27 protein-coding genes and 1 pseudogene are annotated in these 24,664 nt (G+C 73.6%); 15 read left to right on the top strand and 13 right to left on the bottom strand.

Annotation, left to right across the window (positions count from 1 at the left end):
• Positions 1 to 13: 13 nt before the first annotated feature.
• The 4 genes from clpB (at position 14) to ACFQ46_RS24055 (ending at position 6,323) form a co-directional block, all read left to right on the top strand.
• A complete protein-coding gene (gene clpB / locus ACFQ46_RS24070) occupies positions 14 to 2,650 on the top strand; it encodes an ATP-dependent chaperone ClpB (protein WP_380262861.1) in 2,637 nt (878 codons plus the stop codon).
• 227 nt (positions 2,651 to 2,877) lie between these two features.
• Complete coding sequence (locus tag ACFQ46_RS24065; RefSeq protein ID WP_380262859.1) at positions 2,878 to 3,582, top strand: phosphotransferase; 705 nt, start codon at positions 2,878 to 2,880, stop codon at positions 3,580 to 3,582.
• 7 nt (positions 3,583 to 3,589) lie between these two features.
• Entirely contained in the window at positions 3,590 to 5,212 is a 1,623-nt protein-coding gene (locus tag ACFQ46_RS24060) for a peptide chain release factor 3 (protein WP_380262857.1), read from the top strand.
• Between the two features lie 529 nt (positions 5,213 to 5,741).
• The gene (locus ACFQ46_RS24055; RefSeq protein WP_380262855.1) at positions 5,742 to 6,323 is read left to right on the top strand and encodes a TolB family protein; all 582 of its coding nucleotides are present in this window, start codon (positions 5,742 to 5,744) and stop codon (positions 6,321 to 6,323) included.
• A 148-nt stretch (positions 6,324 to 6,471) separates the two neighbouring features.
• Here ACFQ46_RS24055 and ACFQ46_RS24050 read toward each other — a convergent pair whose 3' ends face one another.
• The 5 genes from ACFQ46_RS24050 to ACFQ46_RS24030 form a co-directional block, all read right to left on the bottom strand.
• Complete coding sequence (locus ACFQ46_RS24050) at positions 6,472 to 7,206, bottom strand: HAD family hydrolase (protein WP_380262853.1); 735 nt, start codon at positions 7,204 to 7,206, stop codon at positions 6,472 to 6,474.
• On the bottom strand, positions 7,203 to 8,732 hold the full coding sequence (locus ACFQ46_RS24045) for a mannitol dehydrogenase family protein (protein WP_380262851.1): 1,530 nt from the start codon (positions 8,730 to 8,732) through the stop codon (positions 7,203 to 7,205). Before ACFQ46_RS24045 ends, ACFQ46_RS24050 begins: the two co-directional genes overlap by 4 nt.
• Positions 8,729 to 9,706: an SDR family oxidoreductase gene (locus ACFQ46_RS24040; protein ID WP_380262849.1), complete on the bottom strand. Its 978-nt coding sequence runs from the start codon at positions 9,704 to 9,706 to the stop codon at positions 8,729 to 8,731. The genes ACFQ46_RS24045 and ACFQ46_RS24040 overlap by 4 nt, the downstream gene beginning before the upstream one ends.
• Positions 9,703 to 11,037, bottom strand: a complete 1,335-nt coding sequence (locus ACFQ46_RS24035; protein ID WP_380262847.1) for a hypothetical protein — start codon at positions 11,035 to 11,037, stop codon at positions 9,703 to 9,705. Before ACFQ46_RS24035 ends, ACFQ46_RS24040 begins: the two co-directional genes overlap by 4 nt.
• Positions 11,038 to 11,227: 190 nt before the next feature.
• Entirely contained in the window at positions 11,228 to 12,004 is a 777-nt protein-coding gene (locus tag ACFQ46_RS24030; RefSeq protein WP_380262845.1) for an AraC family transcriptional regulator, read from the bottom strand.
• A gap of 49 nt (positions 12,005 to 12,053) precedes the next feature.
• Between ACFQ46_RS24030 and ACFQ46_RS24025 the strand changes: the two genes are divergently transcribed.
• Together ACFQ46_RS24025 and ACFQ46_RS24020 are read left to right on the top strand one after the other, a co-directional pair.
• Positions 12,054 to 12,485: a DUF2000 family protein gene (locus ACFQ46_RS24025; RefSeq protein ID WP_380160418.1), complete on the top strand. Its 432-nt coding sequence runs from the start codon at positions 12,054 to 12,056 to the stop codon at positions 12,483 to 12,485.
• A 48-nt stretch (positions 12,486 to 12,533) separates the two neighbouring features.
• A complete protein-coding gene (locus ACFQ46_RS24020) occupies positions 12,534 to 13,130 on the top strand; it encodes a DUF1684 domain-containing protein (protein ID WP_380262843.1) in 597 nt (198 codons plus the stop codon).
• Between the two features lie 19 nt (positions 13,131 to 13,149).
• Here ACFQ46_RS24020 and ACFQ46_RS24015 read toward each other — a convergent pair whose 3' ends face one another.
• Together ACFQ46_RS24015 and ACFQ46_RS24010 are read right to left on the bottom strand one after the other, a co-directional pair.
• Positions 13,150 to 13,731: a hypothetical protein gene (locus ACFQ46_RS24015; protein ID WP_380262841.1), complete on the bottom strand. Its 582-nt coding sequence runs from the start codon at positions 13,729 to 13,731 to the stop codon at positions 13,150 to 13,152.
• A 61-nt stretch (positions 13,732 to 13,792) separates the two neighbouring features.
• Positions 13,793 to 14,593: an exodeoxyribonuclease III gene (locus ACFQ46_RS24010; RefSeq protein ID WP_380262839.1), complete on the bottom strand. Its 801-nt coding sequence runs from the start codon at positions 14,591 to 14,593 to the stop codon at positions 13,793 to 13,795.
• Positions 14,594 to 14,664: 71 nt separating this feature from the next.
• Here ACFQ46_RS24010 and pyrE point away from each other — a divergent pair, with 71 nt between their 5' ends.
• Genes pyrE through ACFQ46_RS23995 form a run of 3 tightly spaced genes read left to right on the top strand, consistent with a single transcriptional unit; the run spans position 14,665 to position 16,438 of the window.
• Positions 14,665 to 15,246, top strand: coding sequence for an orotate phosphoribosyltransferase (pyrE, locus tag ACFQ46_RS24005; protein ID WP_328293260.1), 582 nt, complete (start codon positions 14,665 to 14,667; stop codon positions 15,244 to 15,246).
• On the top strand, positions 15,246 to 15,626 hold the full coding sequence (locus ACFQ46_RS24000) for a hypothetical protein (protein WP_328293259.1): 381 nt from the start codon (positions 15,246 to 15,248) through the stop codon (positions 15,624 to 15,626). The genes pyrE and ACFQ46_RS24000 overlap by 1 nt, the downstream gene beginning before the upstream one ends.
• Positions 15,623 to 16,438 carry a putative RNA methyltransferase gene (locus ACFQ46_RS23995; protein ID WP_380262897.1) on the top strand — a complete coding sequence of 272 codons (816 nt, stop codon included), beginning with the start codon at positions 15,623 to 15,625 and terminating at the stop codon, positions 16,436 to 16,438. Before ACFQ46_RS24000 ends, ACFQ46_RS23995 begins: the two co-directional genes overlap by 4 nt.
• Before the next feature lie 41 nt (positions 16,439 to 16,479).
• Here ACFQ46_RS23995 and ACFQ46_RS23990 read toward each other — a convergent pair whose 3' ends face one another.
• The 6 genes from ACFQ46_RS23990 to ACFQ46_RS23965 form a co-directional block, all read right to left on the bottom strand.
• Positions 16,480 to 17,115: an IMPACT family protein gene (locus ACFQ46_RS23990; protein WP_380262835.1), complete on the bottom strand. Its 636-nt coding sequence runs from the start codon at positions 17,113 to 17,115 to the stop codon at positions 16,480 to 16,482.
• Positions 17,112 to 17,732: a DedA family protein gene (locus ACFQ46_RS23985; RefSeq protein ID WP_380262833.1), complete on the bottom strand. Its 621-nt coding sequence runs from the start codon at positions 17,730 to 17,732 to the stop codon at positions 17,112 to 17,114. The genes ACFQ46_RS23990 and ACFQ46_RS23985 overlap by 4 nt, the downstream gene beginning before the upstream one ends.
• A 30-nt stretch (positions 17,733 to 17,762) precedes the next feature.
• The gene (locus ACFQ46_RS23980) at positions 17,763 to 18,191 is read right to left on the bottom strand and encodes an acyl-CoA thioesterase (protein WP_380262831.1); all 429 of its coding nucleotides are present in this window, start codon (positions 18,189 to 18,191) and stop codon (positions 17,763 to 17,765) included.
• 24 nt (positions 18,192 to 18,215) lie between these two features.
• Positions 18,216 to 18,950 (bottom strand): DedA family protein, encoded by a 735-nt coding sequence (locus ACFQ46_RS23975; RefSeq protein WP_380262829.1) that lies wholly within the window; start codon positions 18,948 to 18,950, stop codon positions 18,216 to 18,218.
• Positions 18,951 to 19,105: 155 nt separating this feature from the next.
• Complete coding sequence (locus tag ACFQ46_RS23970) at positions 19,106 to 20,218, bottom strand: Gfo/Idh/MocA family protein (protein ID WP_380262827.1); 1,113 nt, start codon at positions 20,216 to 20,218, stop codon at positions 19,106 to 19,108.
• Positions 20,215 to 20,739: a sugar phosphate isomerase/epimerase family protein gene (locus tag ACFQ46_RS23965; RefSeq protein WP_380262895.1), complete on the bottom strand. Its 525-nt coding sequence runs from the start codon at positions 20,737 to 20,739 to the stop codon at positions 20,215 to 20,217. The genes ACFQ46_RS23970 and ACFQ46_RS23965 overlap by 4 nt, the downstream gene beginning before the upstream one ends.
• Between ACFQ46_RS23965 and ACFQ46_RS23960 the strand changes: the two are divergent.
• From ACFQ46_RS23960 to ACFQ46_RS23935, 6 genes and pseudogenes are all read left to right on the top strand, one after another.
• Positions 20,713 to 20,919: pseudogene (locus ACFQ46_RS23960) on the top strand (hypothetical protein); the annotation flags it as partial. The gene ACFQ46_RS23965 and the pseudogene ACFQ46_RS23960 sit on opposite strands and share 27 nt — an antisense overlap.
• Before the next feature lie 196 nt (positions 20,920 to 21,115).
• Positions 21,116 to 21,526 carry an ankyrin repeat domain-containing protein gene (locus ACFQ46_RS23955; protein WP_380262825.1) on the top strand — a complete coding sequence of 137 codons (411 nt, stop codon included), beginning with the start codon at positions 21,116 to 21,118 and terminating at the stop codon, positions 21,524 to 21,526.
• A 57-nt stretch (positions 21,527 to 21,583) separates the two neighbouring features.
• Positions 21,584 to 21,994 (top strand): molybdopterin-binding protein, encoded by a 411-nt coding sequence (locus tag ACFQ46_RS23950; protein ID WP_380262823.1) that lies wholly within the window; start codon positions 21,584 to 21,586, stop codon positions 21,992 to 21,994.
• Positions 21,995 to 21,996: 2 nt separating this feature from the next.
• A complete protein-coding gene (modA, locus tag ACFQ46_RS23945; RefSeq protein ID WP_380262893.1) occupies positions 21,997 to 22,788 on the top strand; it encodes a molybdate ABC transporter substrate-binding protein in 792 nt (263 codons plus the stop codon).
• Positions 22,785 to 23,591, top strand: a complete 807-nt coding sequence (locus tag ACFQ46_RS23940; RefSeq protein WP_380262821.1) for an ABC transporter permease — start codon at positions 22,785 to 22,787, stop codon at positions 23,589 to 23,591. The genes modA and ACFQ46_RS23940 overlap by 4 nt, the downstream gene beginning before the upstream one ends.
• Positions 23,591 to 24,658, top strand: coding sequence for a sulfate/molybdate ABC transporter ATP-binding protein (locus ACFQ46_RS23935; protein WP_380262819.1), 1,068 nt, complete (start codon positions 23,591 to 23,593; stop codon positions 24,656 to 24,658). The genes ACFQ46_RS23940 and ACFQ46_RS23935 overlap by 1 nt, the downstream gene beginning before the upstream one ends.
• The last annotated feature ends 6 nt before the right edge of the window (positions 24,659 to 24,664 follow it).

Here is a 24,664-nt window from a genome sequence, read left to right as displayed (position 1 = left end):
CCGGAGGTAGCCCGTGGACCTCAAGCTCACCACCCGCGCCCAGGAGGCCCTGGCCGACGCCGTCGGCCGGTCCACGTCCGCGGGTCACGCGCAGGTCGAACCCCTGCACGTCCTCGCCGCGCTGCTCGAGCAGGAGAACGGCGTCGCCGGTCACCTGCTCGCCGCCGTCGGGGCCGACCAGGCCCTGCTCACCCGTCGGGTCGAGGGCGCGCTCGCGTCGCTGCCCAGCGCGTCCGGCTCGTCCGTCAGCCAGCCGCAGCTGTCGCGTCCCGCCCTGCAGCTCATGCAGGACGCCGGCGACGAGGCCCGCGCGCTCGACGACGCCTACGTCTCCACCGAGCACCTCCTGCTCGGCGCCGCCGCGTCCACGTCCGCCGCCGGTGAGGCCCTGCGGGCCGTCGGCGCCACGCGCGACGCGCTGCTCGACTCCCTGCCCAGCGTCCGCGGTGGGGCGAAGGTCACCTCGCCCGACCCCGAGGGCACCTACAAGTCCCTCGAGAAGTACGGCATCGACCTCACGGAGCAGGCCCGCGAGGGCCGCCTCGACCCCGTCATCGGCCGTGACGCCGAGATCCGCCGCGTCGTGCAGGTGCTCTCGCGCCGCACCAAGAACAACCCCGTCCTCATCGGCGAGGCCGGCGTCGGCAAGACCGCCGTCGTCGAGGGCCTGGCCCAGCGCATCGTCGCCGGCGACGTCCCCGAGTCGTTGCGCGGCAAGCGGTTGATCTCCCTGGACCTGGCCAGCATGGTCGCCGGGGCGAAGTACCGCGGCGAGTTCGAGGAACGCCTCAAGGCCGTCCTGCAGGAGATCCAGAACTCCGGGGGACAGGTCGTCACGTTCATCGACGAACTGCACACCGTCGTCGGCGCGGGCGCCGGCGAGGGTGCCATGGACGCGGGCAACATGCTCAAGCCCATGCTCGCCCGCGGCCAGCTCCGCCTCGTCGGCGCGACCACGCTGGACGAGTACCGCGAACGCATCGAGAAGGACCCCGCCCTCGAACGACGCTTCCAGCAGGTCTTCGTCGGCGAACCCTCCGTCCCCGACACCATCGGCATCCTGCGCGGCCTGCGGGAACGCTACGAGGCCCACCACAAGGTCTCGATCTCCGACGCCGCGCTGGTCGCCGCCGCCACGCTCTCCGACCGCTACATCACCGGCCGGCAGCTGCCGGACAAGGCCATCGACCTCGTCGACGAGGCCGGGTCCCGGCTGCGGATGGAGATCGACTCCTCGCCCGTCGAGATCGACGAGCTCCGCCGCTCCGTCGACCGGATGAAGATGGAGGAACTCGCGCTGTCCAAGGAGGGCGACGCGGCCAGCCGCGAACGCCTCGAGGCGCTGCGCGTGAACCTCGCCGACCGCCAGGAGCAACTCACCACGCTCACCGCGCGCTGGGAGCAGGAGAAGGCCGGGCTCAACCGCGTCGGCGACCTCAAGCACCAGGTCGACGAACTCCGGTCGCAGGCCGAGCGGCTGCAGCGCGAGGGTGACCTCGGCCGCGCCAGCGAGATCCTCTACGGACGCATCCCCGCCCTCGAACGTGAGCTCGAGACCGCCCAGGCGGCCGAGGAGAACGTCTCCAGGACCGCCCCGATGGTCGCCGACGAGGTCGGACCGGACGACATCGCCGAGGTCATCGCCGGGTGGACGGGCATCCCCGCCGGCCGGCTGCTCGAGGGCGAGACCGCGAAGCTGCTGCGCATGGAGGAGTTCCTCGGCGCCCGGCTCATCGGGCAGAGCGCTGCGGTGCAGGCCGTCTCCGACGCCGTCCGCCGTTCACGCGCCGGGGTCAACGACCCCGACCGACCGACCGGCTCGTTCCTGTTCCTCGGGCCCACCGGGGTCGGGAAGACGGAACTCGCCAAGGCGCTCGCCGACTTCCTCTTCGACGACGAACGCGCCATGGTCCGCATCGACATGAGCGAGTACTCCGAGAAGCACGCCGTCGCCCGTCTCGTCGGGGCCCCCCCGGGTTACGTCGGGTACGAGGAGGGTGGGCAGCTCACCGAGGCCGTCCGCCGTCGGCCGTACTCCGTCGTCCTGCTCGACGAGGTCGAGAAGGCGCACCCGGAGGTGTTCGACATCCTGCTCCAGGTCCTCGACGACGGGCGCCTCACCGACGGCCAGGGCCGCACGGTGGACTTCCGCAACGTGATCCTGGTGCTGACCTCGAACCTGGGGTCGCAGTACCTGGTGGACCCCGAACTCTCGAAGGCGACCAAGCACGACGCCGTCATGACCGCGGTGCGGCAGAACTTCAAGCCGGAGTTCCTCAACCGCCTGGACGACGTCGTGGTCTTCGACCCGTTGTCGACGCAGGAACTGTCGCGGATCGTCGAGATCCAGGTGCAGAAGATGGCCGACCGCCTGGCCGACCGTCGCCTCACCCTCGAGGTGTCCGACGCCGCGAAGGACTGGCTGGCCATCACCGGCTACGACCCCGCCTACGGCGCGCGGCCGTTGCGCCGCCTGGTGCAGCGCGAGATCGGCGACAAGCTCGCCCGGGCGATCCTGTCCGGCGAGGTCCGTGACGGCGACACCGTCGAGGTCGACGTCGCCGGCCGCAGCTTCGACCTGGACGACCCGGGGGCCGGCGACGCGCCGGGCCTCGTCGTCCGGCGGGCGGACACCGCGCTGACCGTCTGACCCCGAACTCGGTGGACACGCCCACCAGGCTCCGAGAGCCTGGTGGGCGTGTTGGCATCAGGGGGGAACCGGCTGCGCTGGAACGACCTGCCCGCGGCGGTGCACGCCGCCGTCGCGGAGGTCCTCGGGTCGCCGGTGGAGCGGGCCGAGTCGCAGTCCGGCGGGTTCTCCCCCGGTCGGCGGACCGGGTCCGCACCCTGGACGGGACGCGGGCCTTCGTCAAGGCGGTGAGCCCCGCGCAGAACAGCGACACCCCGGCGATGCAGGAACGCGAGGCGCGGATCACCGCCGCCCTCCCGGCCGGAGTTCCCGCCCCGGGTTTCCGCGGTGCGCGCTGGGTGGGGGACTTCCACGTGCTCGTCCTGGACGAGGTGGACGGCCGGCCGCCGGAACTGCCGTGGCGGCCCGACGACCTCGGCCTCGTGGTGACGGCGCTGGAGCGACTCGTCCGCACCGCCACCCCGTGCCCCGTCCCGGACCTGCCCACGGCGGCCGAGTCGTTGGTCGGGCAGCTGCCCGGGAGCGCCCTGGAACTCCTCGAGGGGGACACCCTCGTCCACCTCGACCTCCGGGCCGACAACGTCCTGATCACCGCGGGGGGTGCGGTCCTGGTCGACTGGCCGCACGCCTGCGTCGGCCCGCCCTGGCTGGACCTGCTGGCCCTGCTCTTCGAGGTCGACCGGCTGGGCGAGGAGGACCTCGCCGAGCGGGTCCTCACCACCTCGGTGCTCACCCGCGACGTGGCCCCGGAGGTCCTCACGACCGTCCTGGACGGGTTCTCGGAGTTCTTCCTCGGCCGCGCCGCGCAACCGGCGCCGCCCGGGTTGCCGACGCTGCGGCCGTTCCAGCGGGTGCAGGGCGAGGCCCTGGTCCGGTGGGTGCAGCGGCGGACCGCCCGAGCTGTCGTGACCAGGCCCGCGCAGCGGGGATGATGGAGGGGTGAGCGCCGACATCGAGACCCCCGGACAGATCAGCGACGTCAACCCCGCGCAGATCGTGGCCGAGGCGGCCCGACGTCGCACCATCGCCGTCATCAGCCACCCCGACGCCGGGAAGTCGACGCTGACCGAGGCGCTCGCGCTGCACGCCAACGCCATCCGCGAGGCCGGCCACGTCCACGGCAAGGCGGGCCGGGCGGGGGTCGCGACGGACTGGCAGGACATGGAGAAGCAGCGCGGGATCTCGATCAGCTCCGCCGTGCTCCAGCTCTCCTACCGCGACCAGGTCGTCAACGTCGTCGACACCCCCGGTCACGCGGACTTCTCCGAGGACACCTACCGCGCGCTGACCGCCGTGGACGCCGTGATCATGCTCGTCGACGCGGCCCGCGGCATGGAGGTGCAGACCCGCAAGCTCTTCGGCGTCTGCAAGCAGCGCGGGCTGCCCGTGATCACGGTCGTCAACAAGTGGGACCGGCCGGGCCGGGAGGCCCTCGAGCTGCTCGACGAGGTCGAGTCCGTGACCGGGCTCAAGCCGACGCCGATGACCTGGCCCGTCGGGATCGCGGGCGACTTCCGCGGGCTCCTCGAGCGGGGGACCGGTGAGTACGTCAAGTACACGAAGGCCCCCGGTGGAGCCACCCGGGCGCTCGAGCAGCGGATGAGCGGCGAGGAGGCGGCCGCCCTGGAGGGCGCGTCCTGGCAGCAGGCCCTCGACGAGCACGACCTGCTCACGGCCACCGAGGCCGACCACGACGAGGAGGCGTTCCTCGGGTTCCGCACGACGCCGGTGTACTTCACCGCCGCGGTCGCGAACACCGGTGTCGGCCAGGTCCTCGACGCGATCGTCGACGTCGCCCCGCACCCGCACGACCAGGACGACATCGCCGGGCACACCCACGCCGTGACCGAGAGCTTCAGCGCGCAGGTCTTCAAGACCCAGACCGGCATGAACCCCGCCCACCGCGACCGGCTCGCGTTCGCCCGCATCCACTCCGGGGTGTTCCACCGCGGCATGACCGTGCGCGACGACAAGAGCGGCCGGCCGATGGTCCTCAAGCACGTGCAGACGGTGTTCGGCGCGGACCGCTCCACGGTGGACGTGGCCTGGCCCGGTGACGTCATCGGCCTGGTCAACGCCCGCCACGTCAACGTGGGCGACACGCTGTCGGAGAACGGCCGCATCGCCTACCCGCCGCTGCCGGTCTTCGCCCCGGAGCACTTCCGCACCGTGCGCCCCTCCGACCTCCGCGTCGGTAAGCAGTTCCGGCAGGGCCTGCGCGAACTCGACGCGGAAGGGGTCGTGCGCGTCCTGACCTCCGACTCCCGCGGGGACGGCGAACCCGTCATCAGCGCGGTCGGCGCCCTGCAGTTCGACGTCGTGCAGTACCGGATGACCCACGAGTTCCGCTCGCCCGTGCTGTTCACCGAACTGCCCTACACGACGGCCCGGATCATCGACGCCGAGGACGCCCCGCTGCTGCGCGCCCACCGGGGCACCGAGGTCGTCCACAACGCCGACGGCCGGACGTTCGCCCTGTTCACCGACGAGTGGCGCGTCCGCAGCTTCGAGCGCGACAACCCCGACGTGCGCCTCGAGGAGCTCGTCGCCACCAGCGACTGAGCCGCGCACGTCCGGGCCCCGACCGGCGTCTGCGTGCCGTCGACGCCACCGAGCCGGGACGACCCCGGGATCGAGTCGTCGAACTCCACCGCGAACCGTCGCGCCGGGTGGGGTCGCCGACCTGGTCTGGTCCGCCGACGGCTCGCGCCTGGCGTGGATCGGTTTCCAGGAGCCGACGGGTTCCGTCGTCGACACCGCGACGATCCTCTGCTCCGCCCGGCCGGACGGGACCGGTCGTCGCACCCTGTTCGCCGGATCCAGCCTCGGGGACGTCGCTGCGGCACCGGACGGGAGCTTCGCCGTCGCCCGCTCCGACGTCCGCGAGGTCGTCGCCTGCTCGACCCACCCACCCGTTCCCACCGCCGACATCACCCTGGTCTCGCCCGAGGGTCGCACCCGGCGGCTGACCCCGACGCCGGCGGGGACCTTCGACCTGTAGTTCTCGCGGGACGGCCGCGACCTCGTGTGGTCGTCCAGCGACGGTGACCCGTGCGGTTCGACGGGCTGGCCCCACCTCAACCTCACCGACGTGGACACCGGGGCCACCCGGGCGGTGACCGGCGCCCGCAGCCTGCAGTCCCCGACGTTCTCCGGCGACGGCCGGACGGTGATCGCCTCGACGTCCGACGAGTTCGGCCAGGACCTCGTCCGCGTCAACGTCGGAACCGCTGCAGCGCAGCGGGTCGAGACGCCGGGGTTCGCCGAGGAACACCCCGTGGTCTCGCCGTCCGGGGACGCGGTCGCCGTGGTCCGCACTCCGGTGGTTCCCGCTCCCGGGACGTACTTCCGGCCCACGGAGGACCCGCACGTCGTCGTCCTGGACCTCCGCGGGAACCTGCTGCAGGACCTCGGGCAGGTGCACCTCGAGGTCGACCGCCTCGCCTGGAGTTCCGACGGTTCGACCGTCGCCGTCGCGGGGGACGACTTCGTCCCCTCCGAACCCGGGAGCGACGTCGGCTCGGCGGATCCGGCGATCTGGTCGTTCTCCGTCACCGGCGCAGGACCCGTCCGGCTGAGCTCGACCGCAGGTTTCGCCGGCGCCGGACTGGCGTTCCGGCCGACGTTCCCGAACCCGCCCACGATCGAGCGGCGCACCCGGGGGCGGCGCTGACCCGGCTCCGGGTGAACGGATGGTGCGGCAGGTGCGCGGTCAGCGCCCCCACCAGGACGGCGCTGCGGGCCTCCACCGCGAAACCCCGGAGGGTTCGCGGAGGAGGGTGCAGTTCCCGCAGCGCCGTCGGGGACCCCGGACCCGGGGGTCAGCCGCCGAGCAGGTCGGCGATCTCCGTCCACGACGCCACGACGGCCACCGCCCCGGCCTCGCGCAGCGCGGCGGTGCGCGCGGCCCGGTCGGCCTCGGCGACGAACTGGACCGTCCCGATCGTGGGAAACCCCGCGGCGACCGCGGACAGCGCCCCGTTGATCGAGTCCTCGATCGCGACGGCGTCGTCGGGCGTGACGCCCAGCGCCGTCCCGGCGAAGGCGTAGACGGCCGGGTCGGGTTTGGAGGTGGGGACCTCCAGGGAGTCCTCGGCGCTGAACCGGCGTTCCGGGTCGAACAGCTTCGCCAGGTCGGTCACCTCCAGGCAGGCGTCGAGCCGGGTGGCCGCGCTGGAGGTCACCGCCGCCAGCGTGAACCGCCCGGCCAGGGCCACCAGCGGGTCGCGCACGTCCGGGTCCGGGTGCAGGACCTCGCGCAGGTGGGCGGTGACGACGTCCTTCTCCTGCACCACCCACGCGTCGAGGTCACCGGCGGCGAGTTCCCGCCCGTAGCCCCGCGCGAGTTCCTGCGCCGCGGCGCGGAAGTTCTTCCCGTTGGTCATGGCCTGCAGCTCGGTGGGGGAGTACGGGCGTTCCGCGCCGAGTTCCGCGAGGAACCGGTTCGTCACGTCCGCGGACGCGGCGTAGGCCGGTTCCTCCGACGGGAACAGCGTGCCGTCCGCGTCGCAGAGCAGGGTGGTGACCCGCGACGCGTTCAGGGGACGAGGGCTCACCGGCCGGCCCCCACCCTCGGCGCGTCCACGTCCACGTCCAGCTTCCTCTCGACGTTCAGTCCCAGGTACAACGCGATGACCTCCCGTGGTCCTTGCTCCTCCAGCGCCCGCAGGGCGACCTCGACCCCCGCCACGAACGCCGCGTCCTCGCCCAGCGCGCCGAACACGCTGCGCTCGCTGACCAGCGGCTCCGGCTCCTGCCGCCCCTCCCGCGCCAGTTCGACGAGCCGGTCGGCCATCGGGCCGATGACCGGTACCTCGTTCCCGGCGTAGTCGTAACCCCTCAGGAACCGCATCCAACCCGCCACGGCGAGCAGCAGCAACTGGTGGGGCCGGCCCGCCGCCACCGCGGCGGACACCGAGGGGAACACGTAGTTCGGCATCTTCGTGGACCCTCGCCGGCCCAGCCGGGCCAGCTGGTCCCCCATCTCCGGGTTGGAGAACCGCTGGACCAGGGTCCGCCGGTACTCCGCCAGGTCCACCCCGGGCACCGGGGGCAGCAGCGGCGCGATCTCGTCGGCCAGCAGGTGCTCGAAGTAGGCGCGGAACGTGTCGTCGGCCAGGACCTCGTCGATGGTGGAGAACCCGGCCAGGATCCCCAGGTAGGCCAGGGCGCAGTGACCGGCGTTCAGCATCCGGGTCTTCATCGCCTCGTAGGGGGCGACGTCGTCGACGAACTGCACCCCCACCCGTTCCAGCGGGGGCCGCCCGTCGCAGAAGGAGTCCTCCACGATCCACTGGGTGAACGGTTCGGTGACCACCGGCCAGCGGTCGTCGACGCCGGTCCGCGCGACGATCCCCGCACGGTCCTCCGGGGTCGTCGTCGGGGTGATCCGGTCGACCATGCTGCTGGGGAAGGCCCCCTCGGTCTCGATCCACCGCGCGAGCTCCTCGTCGCGCCGCCGCGCGAAGGACACCACGGCGGTGCGGGCGGCGGTCCCGTTGTCGGGCATGTTGTCGCAGGACAACACGGTGAACGGCGCCCGGCCCGCCCGGCGGCGCCGGTCCAGCGCCTCGACGAGGAAGCCGAACACCGTGCGGGGTCCACCCGGGTTCTCCAGGTCGGCGCGGAGGTCGTCGTCGTCGGCGTCGAACTCCCCGGAGTGCGGGTCGATGCGGTACCCCGTGCCCGTGATGGTCAGGGTCACCAGCCGCGTCGTCTCGTCGGCCAGCGTGCGCAGCACCTCCTCCGGGTCGTCGGGGGCGAACAGGTAGCGGCTGACCGAGCCGATCACCCGCACGCGCTCGACGTCGCCGCGTTCCACCAGCAGGTAGAGGCGGTCCTGCTCGCTCATCACCCGCCCCATCTCGGGGCTGCGCAGACCCACGCCGACCAGACCCCAGCCCGTCTCCCCCGTGCGGGCGAGGTCGTCGAGGTAGACGGCCTGGTGGGCGCGGTGGAAACCCCCGACGCCGATGTGGACGACGGCGGGGCGCAGCGCGGAACGGTCGTAGCCGGGGGCGGCGACGCCGTCGGGCAGGCGGTCCAGGTTCTCCTCGCGCAGCGGGAGGGGAGTGGCGTTCACCGGGCCCACCGCCGCCGCAGTCCGAGCAGCACCTCGCCGGGGGAGGCGAGACGTTCCTGCAGGGTCGTGAACAGGTCGCGCCGCACGAGGTGACCGACGTGGTCGCCGTGCACCTGACCGGGGCCGGGGGTGGGGGTGTCCACGATGTCCGTTCCGTTGTCGGGGCGGTGACTGGTCTGCATGCGGCGGCCGATGACGCTCAGGACGACGTCGGTCAGGGCCGGGTTGAACTTCTCCCCGAGCAGGAAACCCATCGACGCGCCGCCGACCACGGCCTGCCGGCGCGGGTGGGTCGCCAGCCGGGCCACGACGTCGGCCACCAGTTCCGGGGCGTACACCGGCGGTGGGGGTTTCGTCAGGCTGCCCGTGCGGTTGCGGGAGTGCTCCCAGAACGGGGTGCCGATGCCGGCGGGCAGGATCGTGCTCACCGCGACCCGGCCCCCCGCCTGCGCCAGTTCCATCCGCAGCGCGTCGTAGAAGGAGCGGACGGCGAACTTCGACGCCGTGTACGGGGCGTGCAGGGGCAGCGAGCGCACCCCCTCCACCGAGGCCATGCCGACCAGGACCCCGCCGCCGTTCCGTTCCATCGCCGGGACGGCGACCTGGGCCGCCGCCACGTGGCCCAGGTAGTTCACCTCCGCGACGCGGCGGAACTCCTCCAGCGGAACGTCGGCGATCGTCCCGTAGACGCTGATCCCGGCCATCGTCACCCAGGTGTCGATGCGCCCGTAGGTGCTCTCGGCGGCGTCGACCAGCGCCGTCAGGTCCTCGGGACGGGTGATGTCGGCGCGGACCGCGGTGGCGCGGCCGCCGGCGGCGGTGATCTCCTCGACCAACGTCCGCAGCGCCTCGGTCCCCCGGGAGGCGCACACGACGCGCGCCCCGTCCTGGGCGAGGCGCAAGGCGGTGGCGCGGCCGATGCCGCTGGACGCGCCGAGCACGACGACGACCTGATCCGCGAGCCGCCGGGTCACGGGCGGGCTCCCCGGGTGGTGTCCCGGCGCGATGGGTCGAACGCGCCGGAGGCCAGCAGTTCCAGCGCCTCCTGGAGCTCGGCCGCCAGGTGGGTGTCGTCGGCGAGGGTGCCCAGCAGGTCGCGGTGCCCGTCCAGCAGGGAACCGGCGTCGGAGCCGGCCCCGGGCAGTGAGCTCAGCCAGGCCGCCACGGCGAGGACGAGGTGGCGGCGCGGGCGGTGCTGGTCCCGGGCCAGGCGCAGCGAGGGGAGGACGGCGGCGGCGAAGCCACCCCCGCCGTGGCGGCCCGCCGGGGCCAGCGGCTCCCCGGTGCGGGGGTCGGCCAGCCGGGCCAGGACTGCGCTGCGGTAGGCGTCCAGGTCGATCCCGGGGACGTCGAGCAGGAGCGTCGCGACCTCCTGGAGGAAACCCCCGAGGAACGCGGAGACCCGGGGGTCGGCGAGCGCCTCGTCGGTGCGGGCGGCGCCGGTGCGCCGCGCGACGGCCGACACGGCGTACCGCGCGCCGTCGAGCAGGCGGGTGCGCAGGACGCCGTGCGGTGCCGTGCTCGCCACGAACCGCGCGCCCACCTGCTCCAGGGGCGGGCGCCCGTCGCAGAACTCGTCCTGCACCACCCAGCCCGGGCAACCGCCCGTCCCGCTCAGCAACGGGTCGAGGACGCTGCACGGGAAGGCCGCGCGTTCCTCGATCCAGGCGGCGAGCCCGGGGTCCTCCGCCCGCGCCAGGGTCAGGACCGCCTCGCGGGTCCGGTGGCCGTTGCCGGGCGACGGGTCGCAGTTCAGGACGGTGAACGGCGGGAGTCCGGTGTCCCGACGCCGCGCCAGCGCCCGCACGAGGTAGCCGTGGGCCACCGCCGGCAGGGACGGTGCGGTCCCGGGGGGCGGCGAGGTCTCCCCACCCGCGACCTGCAGGACGACCAGGCGGGTCGTGGGAGCGGCCAGCGCGTCGAGCACCGAGCCGGAGTCGTCGGTGCGGGTGACGTGGTCCACGAGGACCTCGACCTCACGGGTCGAGGTGGCCGCGGACCCGGTCACGAGCACCCGGTGCTCCTGCAGGTGGTCCAGGTGGAGCGTCCGGGCCCCGGGGGGTTGCAGCTCGACGCGGACCAGGCCCCAGTCGTCGCTGATGCGCCGGCGGGCGAGCTCGTCGAAGTAGACGGCGTGGTGGGCGCGGCGCAACCCGTGCGTCCCCAGGTGGACGACCGAGGGGGTGAGGAGGTCGCGGTCGAAGGGGACGCTCCGGGGCGGGGTTCCGGTGAGGTCGGGGCGGGTGACGGCGGGTCGGGTGACAGCGGGTCGGGTGAGGTCGGAGGGGTCGGTGGAGGTGCTCATGGCGGGTCGCCTGACTGCCTGTCGGCGTCGGGAGGACTGGCCGCTGTTGGACCGTGGTGGGTGTGGCCGTCTCTTCGACCTGCTGCGCGGCCGCTCGGGTCTGCGCGCAGCGGCCCCCGCCGGTGTTCCACGGGGGAGGAGACCACTCCAGCACCCGTCTCCCACGGCCGCAACCCGTCCGCGGTCCCGCTCAGCCCCGGGCGAACCGGCCCGGCGTCGTTCCCAGGACCCGGCGGAAGTGCCGGGTCAGGTGCGGCTGGTCGTGGAACCCGGCGAGGACGGCGACCTCGGCGGGACGGTGACCGGTGAGGAGCAACGTCCGGGCCAGGTCGACCCGACGCGAGGTCAGGTAGGCGTGCGGCGCCATGCCGACCTCGCGGGTGAACGTCCGGACGAGGTGGGCACCGGAGACCCCGAGTTCGGCCGCGGCCCGCTCCAGCCTGAGACCGTCGACGACGTGCTCGTCGAGCAGCGACCGCAGGCGCCGGGCCAGCGGGACGTCCCGCACCCGGGGCGGTGGGCTGCGGCGCAGGTGCGCGGTCACCGCGTCCACCAGGACGGCGGTGCGGGCCTCCGCCTCGAAACCCTCCGCGGGGTCCAGGAGGAGGGGGTGCAGTTCCCGCAGGGCGGTCGTGAACCGCGGGTCCGGGAGCTCCGGGTCGTCCGCGGCGCGGCCCGCGAGCTCGGCGGGAACCGCCGCACCGTCGAGGTAGACGACCCGTTTGCGGAACCCCGAACTCGTCGCCGCCCGACCGTCGTGCGGCACGTGCGGGGGCAGCAGCGTGACCAGGGAACCGGTCCCGTGGGTGCGGTGGTCCAGGTCGTAGCGGACGGCGCCGGAGTCCACCAGCAGCAGCGTCCAGGTGTCGTGGGTGTGCAACGGGTAGGCGTGCCCGACGAAGCGGGCGTGCAGGACCTCGGCGATCCCCGGGACGTCCGGGCGCCAACTGCGGACCAGCTCACCCACGTCACGAACGTACAAGACGGACGTCGCGCGGGGGGCCGAGGATCAGCCCGTGACCGACCCGAGCGAACCCGTCCGCTTCGACACCAAGATCGCCGTCCTCGTCCGCGACGACCTGGCGACCTGGCAGCGGCTCAACGTCACCGCGTTCCTGGCCAGCGGCATCACCGCGGCCCACCCGGACCTCGTGGGGGAGCCGTACGCCGACGCCGACGGCACGGCCTACCTCCCGCTGCTCGGGCGGCCCGTCCTCGTGTTCGAGGGCGACCGGGACGCGCTGCGCGCCGCGCACGGCCGGGCGCTGGGCCGGTCGCTGCCGCTGGCGGTGTTCACCGCCGACATGTTCAGCACCGGTCACGACGACGCGAACCGGGCCGCGGTGGCCGCGGTGGCCGGCTCCGACCTCGACCTCGTGGGACTGGCGCTGCACGGTCCCCGCAACGCCGTCGACAAGGTCCTCAAGGGCTCCCACGTGCACCCCTGACCCGTGGCCCGCGGTTGCCGGACGACGCGGTTCTGGTGGAGTGGCCGGGTGAAGCGACTCGACGTCCTCGACTGGCGCCGCCGCGTCGGCGCCCTCTACACCGACGTCCGGTCCGCGCAGGACCCCGCCGCCGGGCACGCGCAGTGGGTCGCCGGTCGCGACGACCTGTTCGCCACCCACCCCGCGAGCCCGCTGCTGCCCCAGGACCGCGCGACCTTCACCGGGCTGCCGGTCGCGGCCTACGACCCGGCGATGCGTTTCGTCGTCCCCGTCGACGACGCCCCGCCGCTCATGCGGGAGGCCGTCACCGGCACCGACGGCACCGTGCACTTCGAACGCGTCGGAACCGTTGCCCTGCGAGGTGTCGGCACGCTGGACGTGTGGTGGCTGGACCAGTACGGCGGCGGTCTGTTCCTCCCGTTGAAGGACCCCGGTCCCGGCTACGGCGGCGGGCGCTACGTCCTCGACACCGTCAAGGGCGCCGACCTCGGGGGTGACCTCACGAGCCTCGTCGTCGACCTGAACTTCGCCTACCCGCCCAGCTGCGCCTACGACCCCGAGTGGGCCTGCCCGCTCCCGCCGCCCGGCAACGTCGTCGACGTCGCCGTGGCGGTCGGGGAGGCCGCCGGGACCTGGTCGGTCTGATCCGGCCGGGGCGGGTCGGCTACTCGAGCCGGACGGCCTGGGCCGGCACCGACCCCTGGGCGGGAACGGCGGTCAGGACGCCGTCGCGCAGGTCCACCGTCCGTGGCGCCCGACCGCGACGCCACGCCCCGAGCAGCTGCTCGGTGGCGTCGTCGTCGCCGGCGCAGCGGAACATCCCCAGCGTGTAGATGCGGGAGGCCTCCTCGCCCTGGCGGTGCCAGGAGAACTCCTCGCCCAGGTGCAGGTAGACGTCGACGTCGTCGCCGCGGGTGTCGAGGACCTCGTCGGCCAACGCGACCGCCTCCCGCAGGTGGCCGCACACCAGCAGCGCCGCGACGACGTAGCACCGGGTGTCCGGGGCCACCACGTCACCGGTCGCCAGGGCCTGGTTGGCCAGGCGCAGGGCCCGCCGGGCGTCGCCCGCGAACGCCGCGTGCTCGCTGGCCGCGACCAGCAACCGACCGCGGGACACCGAGTCCCCCGGCACGGCTCGCCGGGCCCAGGACTGCAGCAGGTCCGCGACGGCCCGTTGGCCCCGGGCGTCGTTCGCCGCGTTCAGTTCGACCTGCTCGAGGTCGTCGCAGCTGACAGGTGCTCGCACCGTTCGAACCTAGTGAGGTGCAGCGCCCGAGTCTCCCCCGCAGGAGCCGATCGGGCAGGGTTCACGCGTTCGGCGCAAGCTCCACGATCACCGGGGCGTGATCCGAGGCGCCCTTGCCCTTGCGCTCCTCGCGGTCGATCGTCGCGCCGCTCACCCGCGCCTGCAGCGCGGGGGAGCCCAGCACGAAGTCGATCCGCATGCCCTGACGCTTCGGGAAGCGCAGCTGCGTGTAGTCCCAGTACGTGAACGTCCCCGGGCCGGGGGCGTACGGGCGGACCACGTCGGCGAACCCCGCCTCCACCAGCGACGAGAACGCCTTCCGCTCCGGCTCCGACACGTGCGTCGCGCCCGCGAAGACGTCGACGTCCCAGACGTCGTCGTCGGTCGGGGCGATGTTGAAGTCACCCACCAGCGCCACCGGGGCGTCGGGGTCCTGCGCCAGCCAGGCCTTCCCGGCCTCGCGCAGCTGCTCCAGCCACAGCAGCTTGTAGGCGTAGTGCGGGTCCTCCAGGGAGCGGCCGTTGGGCACGTACAGGCTCCACACCCGCACCCCACCGCAGAGCGCACCGATGGCCCGCGCCTCCGCGACCGCCGGGTCCCCGAAGTGCGGGACGTCGGGGGAGAAGGCCGTGCTGACGTCCTCCAGACCGACCCGGGACACCAGGGCGACGCCGTTCCACTGCGACAGGCCGTGGTGGGCGACCTCGTAGCCGAGGTCGCGGAAGGCCTGCTCGGGGAACTGCTCGTCCTTGCACTTGGTCTCCTGCAGAGCGACGACGTCGACGTCGCTGCGCTCGATCCAGGCGATGACCCGGTCGAGGCGGGCGCGGATGGAGTTCACGTTCCAGGTGGCGAGGCGCACGCGGCGGCACGTTACAGGCGAGGCCCCCACGTGCTCGGACCGGAGCCGGACAGCACCTAAGCTGCGGTCCCGTGAGCACACCGAACTCCAGCGAACGCGACCGCCTCGCGGAACTCATCGCGGCCAAGGCCGTCGTCCGCGGGACGGTGACGCTCTCCAGCGGCAAGGAGGCCGACTACTACGTCGACCTGCGCCGGATCAGCCTGGACGGCGAAGCCTCCGCCCTCGTCGGTCCCGTGCTGCTGGACCTGGTGCAGGACTGGGACTTCCAGGCCGTCGGCGGGCTCACGATGGGCGCCGACCCGGTCGCCTTCGCCATGGTCCACGCCGCCAACGCCCGCGGGTGGGCCGCTGCGCACGACGGCGCCCCGCTGGACGCCTTCGTCGTCCGCAAGGCCGAGAAGGCCCACGGTCTGCAGCGCCGCATCGAGGGCCCCGACGTCGCCGGGCGCAGGGTCGTGGCCGTCGAGGACACCTCCACCACCGGGGGGTCCGTCCTCACCGCCGTCGAGGCGCTGCGCGCTGCGGGGGCCGAGGTCGTCGGGGTCGTCGTCATCGTCGACCGGAACACCGGCGCCCAGGAGAAGGTCGAGGCCGAGGCCGGCGTGCCCTACCGCTTCGCCTACGGCCTCAGCGACATCGGGCTCGCCTGATGGGCGCCACCGGGGCCGTCGTCCTCGTCGTCGTCGTGCTGCTCGTCCTCGTGATCGCCCTGTGGGTCGTCGCGACCCGCGCGGCCCTGGTCCGGATGCGCGACCTGGCCGTCGAGGCCGGCGCGCTCGCCGATCAGCGCCGCAGTCGCCTCGCCGACCTGGCGACCCACCTCGCCGCGCAGGAGGCCGCCGCGGCCGAACCGGACCCGCAGACCGTCCGGGCGCTCGCCGACGCCGAGCACCGTCTCGCCGGGGACATCGCCTTCCACTCCGCGGCCGTGCGCGCCTACGACCACCGCCTCGCGGGTGTCCCCACCTCCTGGGTCGGTGCCGTCTCCGGCCTGCACCCGCTGGGCGCGAGCGCCGAGCAGCAGCGCTGAACGCGTTCGAGGCCGCCCTCCCGCTCCTGCGCTGCCCGCTCTGCGCGGGCCGCTTCGAGCTGACCGGGCGGACCCTCGGATGCGCTGCGGGACACCGGTTCGACCTCGCCCGTCAGGGTTACGTCAACCTCGCCGTCGGGTCGAAGGCGACCGGTGACACCGCGGCGATGGTGGCCGCCCGCGAGGAGTTCCTCGGCGCCGGGCACTACGCACCGATCGCCGCGGCGCTCGCCGACCGGGGCGTCGCGGGGTTCGTCGTCGACGTCGGCGGCGGGACCGGGTACTACCTCGCGCACGTCCTGGAGCGCACCGGCGGGTCCGGGGTCGTCGTCGAGGTCTCGGCCGCGGCCCTGCGCCGCGCCGCCCGTGCGCACCCCCGGGCCGCCGCGGTCGGGGCGGACGTCTGGCGCGGACTGCCCTTCGCCGACGCCTCCGCCGACCTCGTGACGACGGTCTTCGCCCCCCGGTCGGTCCCGGAGGTGATCCGGGTCCTGCGTCCCGGGGGACGGTGGGTGATCGTCACCCCGTTGCCGGAGCACCTCGGCGAGGTCCGTGACGTGCTCGGCATGGTCGGGGTCGAGGAGCGCAAGGCCGAGCGGCTGCACACCGACCTCGAGGGGTTCGTCGACCTCACCGAGGCGGAACTGCGGGTGCCCCGCCGGTTCGACCGCGCTGCGCTGCGGGCTCTGGTGCTCATGGGGCCCAGTGCCCACCACGTCGACGCCGCGGCCCTCGAGGAGCGGCTCGCCGGGTTGCCCGACGTCGTCGACGTGACCGTCGCCGTGCGGCTGACGGCCGTCACGAGACCCTGAGCCACCCGCGTGAGCCGAGGCAGGGACTCACGGGCCGGTGATCAGGTGGCGTTCCCCGCGGTGCGCACGGCCCGTCGCGGTGCCCCGAGCTCGGTGGCGAACCCGCCCGCGGCCAGGTGGGCGGCGAGCGCTCCCGTCCCGTCCGGGGCCAGGGCGAGCGTCGCCGACCAGCCCTCGCCGCTCCACACGACGTCCTCGACGTCGAAGCCGTGCCGCAGGTCGGCCTCCAGGCGACCGCCGTCGGCGAGGCTCGCGCGCACCTCGACGAGGTCGACCCAGCGACGGCGCAGCACGCCGGCCTCGGCGAGCGCACCGGACACGGCGGAGCCGTAGGCGCGGGCCAGCCCGCCCGTGCCCAGCAGGACACCGCCGAAGTACCGCGTGACCACGGCGATGACCCCGGTCACCCCCGCACCGTTCAGCGCGGCCAGCATCGGGGCCCCCGCCGTGCCGGCCGGTTCGCCGTCGTCGTTCGAGCGCTGCTGCGTGCCGTCCCCGCCCAGGACCGAGGCCGTGCAGTGGTGACGGGCGTCGGGGAACTCCTTGCGGACCCGGGCGAGCACCGCGTCGACACCGTCGACGTCGCGCACCGGCTCCAGGGTCGCGATGAACCGGGACCGCTCCACGCTCGTCCCGGTCCGCACCGCGCGGGCCGGGACGGGCAGGGGGTCCCTCACGCGCGCGCCCGTCGACGTCGACGGATCCAGGCCGCGAGAGGCATGACGAAGGAGAAGACGATGGCGGTCCCGGCGATCGCGTACGCCGTCGTCCGCACCCAGGGGTGGGAGTCGGCGGCGTGACCGGCGAGCACCAGCAGCGCGCCCCAGCACAGGGCGCCCACGACGTTCGCGGAGGCGAACTTGGCGTAGGGCATCGCGGCCGTGCCGGCGATGATCGGCGTGAACGCGCGCAACCACGGGATGAACCGGCAGGCCACCACCGCGAACCAGCCGTACTTCGCGTAGAACGCCTCGGCCCGGGGCAGGTGCCGGGCGGCCTTCCCGGCCCGGCGCAGCAGCCAGGGCCGACCCAGCCGGCGTCCGGACCAGTACCCGACGGTGTCGCCCAGGACGGCCGCCAGCGTCACCCCGACGACCAGGACGGTCAGCGAGACGGGGGAGTCCTCGCGGGCGGAGATGAGACCTGCCGTGAAGAGGACGCTGCTGCCGGGCAGCCAGAACCCGATCAGGGTGCCCGTCTCGGCGAACACGATCCCGAAGACGAGGACGTACAGCCCGACCGCGCCGAGGTCCTCGAGCTGAGGGTCGGCGAGCTGTGCGATCCAGTCGGACACCTCGTGATCCTGCCAGAAGGCAGGGCGACCTCAGTCGTCGGCCAGCAGGGCCAGCCTGCGTCGTTCGTCGTCGTCGAGGCGCCGGGGACGACCCTCGTCGAAGTCGTAGGCGACGCACACCGTGGAGGCGCGGACGTAGGTCCGGAGCTCACCGACGGCGTCGGTGTCGGGTTCGAGGAGCTCGTAGTCGACCTCGAAGCTGGCTCCACCCGTTCGGCCCACCCAGAGGTCGACGGCGACCGGGGCGAGGCGGTAGTCCAGCGGTCGCAGGTACTCGACGGTGTGCTTCGCCACGACCATCCCGGTCGCCAGCATCGGGGCCGAACCGTCGGGGGACTCCAGCCCGAAGGCGCGCACGCGGGCCTCCTCGAGGAGCCGCACGATCTCGACGTTGTTGATGTGGCGGTAGGCGTCCATGTCCCCCCACCGCAGGGACAGGGACAACCGCCGGCGAGCCACCCGGACATCCTGCCGGGTGACGGCTCAGCGCTGGTTCTCGGGGGTCTTCCCGTTCGACTGCGCCGGCAGCGAGGCCGTGCGGTGGCGGTCCTTGGCCCGGGCGCGCAGGAACTCGATCCCGACCGGGATGAGGGAGAGCACGACGAGCAGCAGCAGACCCAGTTCGAGGTTGTTCCGGATCAGGGTGATGTTGCCCAGCGCGTAGCCGAGCAGCGTGATGCCGGTCGCCCAGAGCACGGCGCCGATCGCCGAGAACGTCAGGAACGTCCTGCGGGACATGGCACCTGCCCCCGCGGCGAGGGTGATGAAGGTGCGGACGACGGGCACGAACCGGGCCAGGATGATGGCGCGGGCCCCGAAGCGCTCGAAGAACTCGCTGGTCTGCTGGATCCGCTTCGGGGTCAGCAGTTTGGAGTTCGGCCGGTCGAACAGCGCCGGCCCCGCCTTGCGTCCGATCTCGTAGCCCACGACGTTGCCGAGGAAGGCCGCGACGGACAGCAGCAGGCAGGAGAGCCAGATCGGTTCCCGCAGGACGTCGGAGTGGGTGAACAACCCGACGGTGAACAGCAGGGAGTCGCCCGGCAGGAAGAACATGAACAGCCCGCACTCGACGAACACGATGGCCATGGCGACCCACAGGGCGGCGGGACCGAGGGTGTCCAGGAACGTCTCGGGGCTGGCCCAGTCGGGCAGCAGAGCGGGTGCCGCCGCCGGCAACGACGTGGACAGCGCGGTCGTGAACTCGGCGAGCAGGGGCACGTGCCCCAGGGTAAGTCTCTTTCGGAGCCCCGTGGACGTCCCGGGCTGGAGATCAGCCCAGAGGATGACTCGTCCGGGCCGGCATCAGCCCCATGGCCGATGCCCGATCCGTGATCCCGCTGGTGGTCCCCGCGGGATCACGGATCGGAGGGGGGTCAGACCGTGGCGGCCGTGGGGTCCCAGTCGTCGGGGAGCGGGGCCGCGGCCTCGACGGTGCTGCTCACGGGCACGAACGCGCCGCTCTGCGCGGACTCGGCGATCGACTCCATGACGTCGACCACGTGGTGGGCCAGGGCGCCCTGGACGCGGTGCGGACGTCCCGCCCGGATGGCGCGGGCCATCTCGAGGACCCCGGTACCGCGGGTGGACAGCGCCGTCGTGGAGGCCAGGACCTCCCACTCCTCACTGCCGCGGCGGCGGATCTGGACGTCGCCGTCGAAGTTGTTCGGGTCCGGCAGGGCCAGGGTCGCGTCGGTGCCGGTGATCTCCACGAACCCCGCCCGGGGGAGGGGGGAGTCGAAGCTGAAGATGCTCTGCGAGCTCTGGCCGCTGCGGAACTGCGCGATGGCGCTGACGTGCGTCGGCACGGTCACGTCGAAGGTCTCGCCCGCCCTGGGCCCCGAACCGATGACGCGCTGGGCCCGGGCCGTCGAGGCGATGGCCGCGACCGAGGCGACCGGGCCGAACGCCTGGACCAGCGTCGTCAGGTAGTAGGGCCCGATGTCGAACAGCGGACCGGCCCCGGTCTGGAAGAGGAAGGCCGGGTTCGGGTGCCAGGACTCCGGGCCGGGGGACTGCATCAGGGTCAGCGCCGTCAGCGGGGTCCCGATGTCGCCCCGGGCCAGTGCCTTGAGCGAGGTCTGCAGCCCCGCGCCCAGGAACGTGTCCGGCGCGCAGCCCAACCGGACACCGGCCGCCTCCGCCGCGTCGATCAGGCGCTGGCCGCCCTCGCGGTCGAGGGCGACGGGCTTCTCCGACCAGACGTGCTTGCCGGCCGAGATGGCCGCGAGCGACACCTCGACGTGGGCCGCGGGGATCGTCAGGTTCACGACGATCTCGACGTCCGGGTTGCCCAGCACGGCGTCGATGCCGCCGTGGGCCGGGACCCCGTGCTCCGCGGCCCGGGCCGCGGCGGCCTTGGGGAAGAGGTCGCCGATGGCGTGGACCCGCACGTCGGGGAACGCCGTGAGGTTCTCGAGGTAGGTGCCGCTGATGACGCCCGCGCCGACGATGCCGATCCCGACCGGTCCTGTACGCGTCTCGCTCACGACAGGGCCTTCACCAGGTAGTCGTAGCTGCCCTGCACGGCGTCGAAGACGTCACCGGTGGTGTCGTCGAGCTCGACGACCCCGAGGTCGACCCCCGCCGAGGCCGCGAGGATCGCGGCGACGTCGAGGTCACCGGACCCGAAGGCGACCTGCTTCTTCGTGTCGCGGCTGCCGTCACCGTCCTTGAGGTGGACCGCGCGCACGCGCTCGCCGAGGCGGCCGAGCAGGTCGGGGACCTCGACGCCGCCGACGACGACCCAGTAGGTGTCGACCTCGAGGGCGACCCCGTCGGCGAGGTGGTCGGCGAAGACCTCGAGGGCGGGGCGGCCGCCGATCTTCGTCTCGAGCTCGAACTGGTGGTTGTGGTAGCCGATGGTCACCCCGGCGTCGGCGGCGCGGAGCGCGGCGGCGTTGAGCTCGGCGGCGATCGCGGCGACGTCCTCGGCGGTGGTCCAGCGCGCGGGGTCGACGTGGGGTTCGACGACGAGCGTCGTTTCCGTCTTCGCGGCGGCGGCCAGCACGGCCTCGATGTCACCGCCGACGACCTTGGCGTGGGTGCTCGGTGCGGTCAGCCCGGCCCGGGCCAGCGCCGGGGCGAGCTCGTCGGCCTTCTCGGTGAGGCCGAACGGCTCCACCTGGCGGAAGCCGAAGCCGGCGAGGCGGGCCAGGGTGGCGTCGAGGTCGGCGGCGAGCGCGTCGCGCACCGTGTAGAGCTGTACGGAGATCTTCGACGTGTCGAGTGTCTTGTCGGCCATGAGTGGGGTTCTCGTCCTCTCGCGTGCTGCTCGCGGGGCGACCGTCCCTGGACGCCCACGTCCCCGGTCCGAGGAACCGAACCGGTTCAGCAACCGTACGGCCGCGACCCGTGCGGGCGCCAGACCCCGGTACGATCCGGCGGTGAGCGAGGGACCCCGCACCGCCCTGACCGAGGACGAACTGGTTTTCCTGCACGAGACCTTCGACCTGGCCCGGGCGGGTGCGACGGCGGAGCTGACCGCGCGGGTCGACGCCGGGGTCCCGGTCAACCTCACGAACTCCGGCGGGGACACGTTGCTGGTCCTCGCGGCCTACCACGTGCACACCGGGACGGTCCGGGCCCTGCTCGAGCGCGGCGCCGACCACGCCCGGGTCAACGACAAGGGCCAGACGGCGATCGGGGCCGCGGTCTTCCGGCAGGCCACCGACATCGTCACGGCGCTGCTGGACGCCGGGGCCGACCCGGAGCTCGGGCGCCAGTCCGGGGTCGCGGTGGCGCAGGTGTTCGACCTGCCGGAGATGACGGCGCTGTTGCGGGCCCCGCGGGGCTGATCCGCACCTGCGGATCCTGTTCTGACTACGGTCCGCGAGTGCGGCTAGAATCGGGTCGTGCCGCTCTACCGCATCCGTGACGTCGCCGACCTGCTCGGCGTCTCCGACGACACCGCCCGCCGCTGGAGCGACGCCGGCACGCTGGCGAGCAGCAAGGACGAGAACGGCCGGACCGTCGTGGACGGAGCCGTGCTCGCCGCGTTCGCGGTGCAGCACGCCGCCTCGGCCGCGACCGACACCACGGGCGTGACGCGCTCGGCGCGCAACCACTTCGCCGGACTGGTGACGCGGGTCGTCGCCGACGGGGTCATGGCCCAGGTCGAGATGCAGTGCGGACCGCACCGCGTCGTCTCGCTCATGAGCCGCGAGGCCGCCGAGGAACTCGGCCTCGAACCCGGGAGCCGGGCCACGGCCGTGGTCAAGGCGACGACGGTCATCGTCGAGACGCCCGAGGGGAACCGTTCGTGAGGATGCGTCCGGTGATCGCCCTGGTCGCCGTCGGTGGTCTGCTCGCCGCCTGCGGTTCCGGCGACGACGACACCGCGACCCCGGCGGCGACGTCGAGCTCCACCAGCGCGGCGGCCCGCACCCTCACCGTGTTCGCGGCCGCGTCGCTGAAGGGGTCCTTCACCGAGATCGGCCGGGAGTTCGAGGCCGCGAACCCCGGCGTCACCGTCAGGTTCAGCTTCGCCGGTTCCTCCGACCTCGTCACCCAGATCACCGAGGGTGCCCCGGCGGACGTGTTCGCCTCGGCCGACGAGAAGAACATGACGAAGGTCACCGACCAGTCGCTGACCGCGGCCGCCCCGGTCGACTTCGCCACCAACGTCCTCGAGATCGCCACTCCCGCAGGTAACCCCGCCGGGATCAAGACGTTCGCGGACCTGGCGAAACCGGGGGTGAAGGTCGTCGTCTGCGCCGCGCAGGTTCCCTGCGGTTCCGCGACGCAGACCGTCGAGACGTCCTCCGGGGTCACGCTCAGCCCGGTGAGCGAGGAGTCCTCGGTGACCGACGTGCTCGGCAAGGTCACCTCGGGCGAGGCGGACGCCGGCCTCGTCTACGTCACCGACGTCACCTCCGCGGGCGAGAAGGTCACCGGGGTCGAGTTCCCCGAGTCCGCCGGCGCCGTGAACACCTACCCGATCGCCGCCCTGCAGGATGCGCAGGACGCCGACCTCGCGTCGGAGTTCGTCACGTTCGTCACCGGTACCGCGGGCGAGGAGGTCCTGCGGGACGCCGGGTTCGGCGCGCCGGCGAAGTGACCCGGCGCGGCAGTGCGGTGGAGGGGAGCGCGCTGCCGCGGTGGGTGTTCGTCCCGGCGGCGGTGGGGCTGCTGCTGTTCCTCGCTCCCCTCGCCGGGATCCTGTCGCGGGTGCCGTGGGCGGACTTCGTCCCGCTCGTCACCTCCGACTCCTCCCGCGCCGCGCTGCTGCTCAGCCTGAAGACGGCCTCGGCCAGCACCCTCGCCTGCCTCGTCCTCGGGGTCCCGATGGCGTTGGTGCTGGCCCGCAGCGACTTCCCCGGGATGCGGGTGCTGCGCTCCATCGTCCTGCTGCCCCTCGTGCTGCCGCCCGTCGTCGGCGGGCTCGCGCTGGTCTACACCTTCGGCCGCAGGGGCCTGTTCGGGTCCACGCTGGAGGGTTTCGGCGTCACCGTCGCCTTCACCACCGTGGCCGTGGTCATCGCCCAGACGTTCGTGTCGCTGCCGTTCCTGGTCCTGAGCCTCGAGGGAACCCTGCGCACGGCGGGCCGGCGCTACGAGGCCGTCGCCGCGACGCTGGGCGCGAGACCCGGTCGGGTGCTGTTCCGGGTGACGTTGCCGCTGGTGGTGCCGGGGCTGGTGTCCGGTGCGGTGCTGGCCTTCGCGCGCGCCCTGGGGGAGTTCGGCGCGACCCTGACGTTCGCCGGCAGCCTCCAGGGCGTGACCCGGACACTGCCGCTGGAGATCTACCTCGTCCGCGAGACCGACCCCGACGCCGCGGCCGCGTTGTCGCTGCTGCTCGTCGTCGTCGCGGTGGTCGTCGTCGTGGCGGTCCGCGGACGGCCGGGGCGGGGGGTGTTCTGATGGCCGGTCTGGAGGTCGCCGTCCGGTTCGCCCCGCGAGACGTCGACCTGGAACTGTCGGTCGCCCCCGGGGAGGTCCTCGCCGTCCTGGGGCCGAACGGCGCCGGGAAGTCGACGCTGCTGGGACTGCTCGCGGGGTTGCTGCGACCGACCGCGGGGCGGGTCGTCCTCGACGGCGAGGTGCTGGTCGACGACCGCGGGACCTTCGTCCCCCCGCACCGCCGCGGGGTCGGCCTGCTCGCCCAGGACGCGATGCTCTTCCCGCACCTCGACGTCGAGGCGAACGTGGCGTTCGGCCCGCGCAGTGCCGGTGCCTCCCGCACCCACGCCCGAGAACGGGCCCGGCAGCTGCTCGGGGACGTCGGGATGACCCCCTTCGCGGGCCGTCGCCCCCACGAACTGTCCGGCGGCCAGGCCCAGCGGGTCGCGATCGCCCGGGCGCTCGCCGCCGAGCCGAAGCTGTTGCTGCTGGACGAACCGATGGCCGCGCTCGACGTCACCGCCGCCCCCGAGGTCCGGCAGGTCCTGCGCCGGGTCCTGCGCGGTACCGGGCGCTGCGCGGTCCTGGTGACCCACGACCCGCTCGACGCGCTGGCCCTCGCCGACCAGGTCGTCGTGCTCGAGGCCGGCCGGGTCGCCGAACGCGGTCCGGCGCAGCAGGTCCTGTCCTCGCCGAAGAGCGCGTTCGGGGCCCGGTTGGCGGGTCTGGTGCTGATCCCGGGGACCATCACCGCGGACGGCCTGGCCACCGCGGACGGCACCGTGGTGCACGGGCTGGTCACGGGTGCGGTGGGGGAGCGCGGCGTCGCCCTCTTCAGCCCCTCCGTGGTGTCGGTGCACGCGAGCGACCCCGGCGGGAGTCCGCGCAACCGGTGGTCCGCGACGGTGCTCGACGTCGCTCCCCGCGGGGAGGTCGTCCGCGTGCGGGCCCGACCGGACGCGCCGGCCGGGCACGACGTCCTGGCCGACATCACCGTCGCGGCGGCGGCGGAGCTCGACCTCGTGCCGGGCGGCCCGGTGCACCTGGTGGTCAAGGCGACGGCGGTCCGGATCCTCGCCAGCGCCTGACGACGG

Origin of the sequence: Kineococcus sp. GCM10028916, assembly GCF_042674865.1 — a bacterium.
In the GTDB taxonomy this organism is placed as follows: domain Bacteria; phylum Actinomycetota; class Actinomycetes; order Actinomycetales; family Kineococcaceae; genus Kineococcus.
This window is presented reverse-complemented; position numbering and strand designations above follow the sequence as displayed.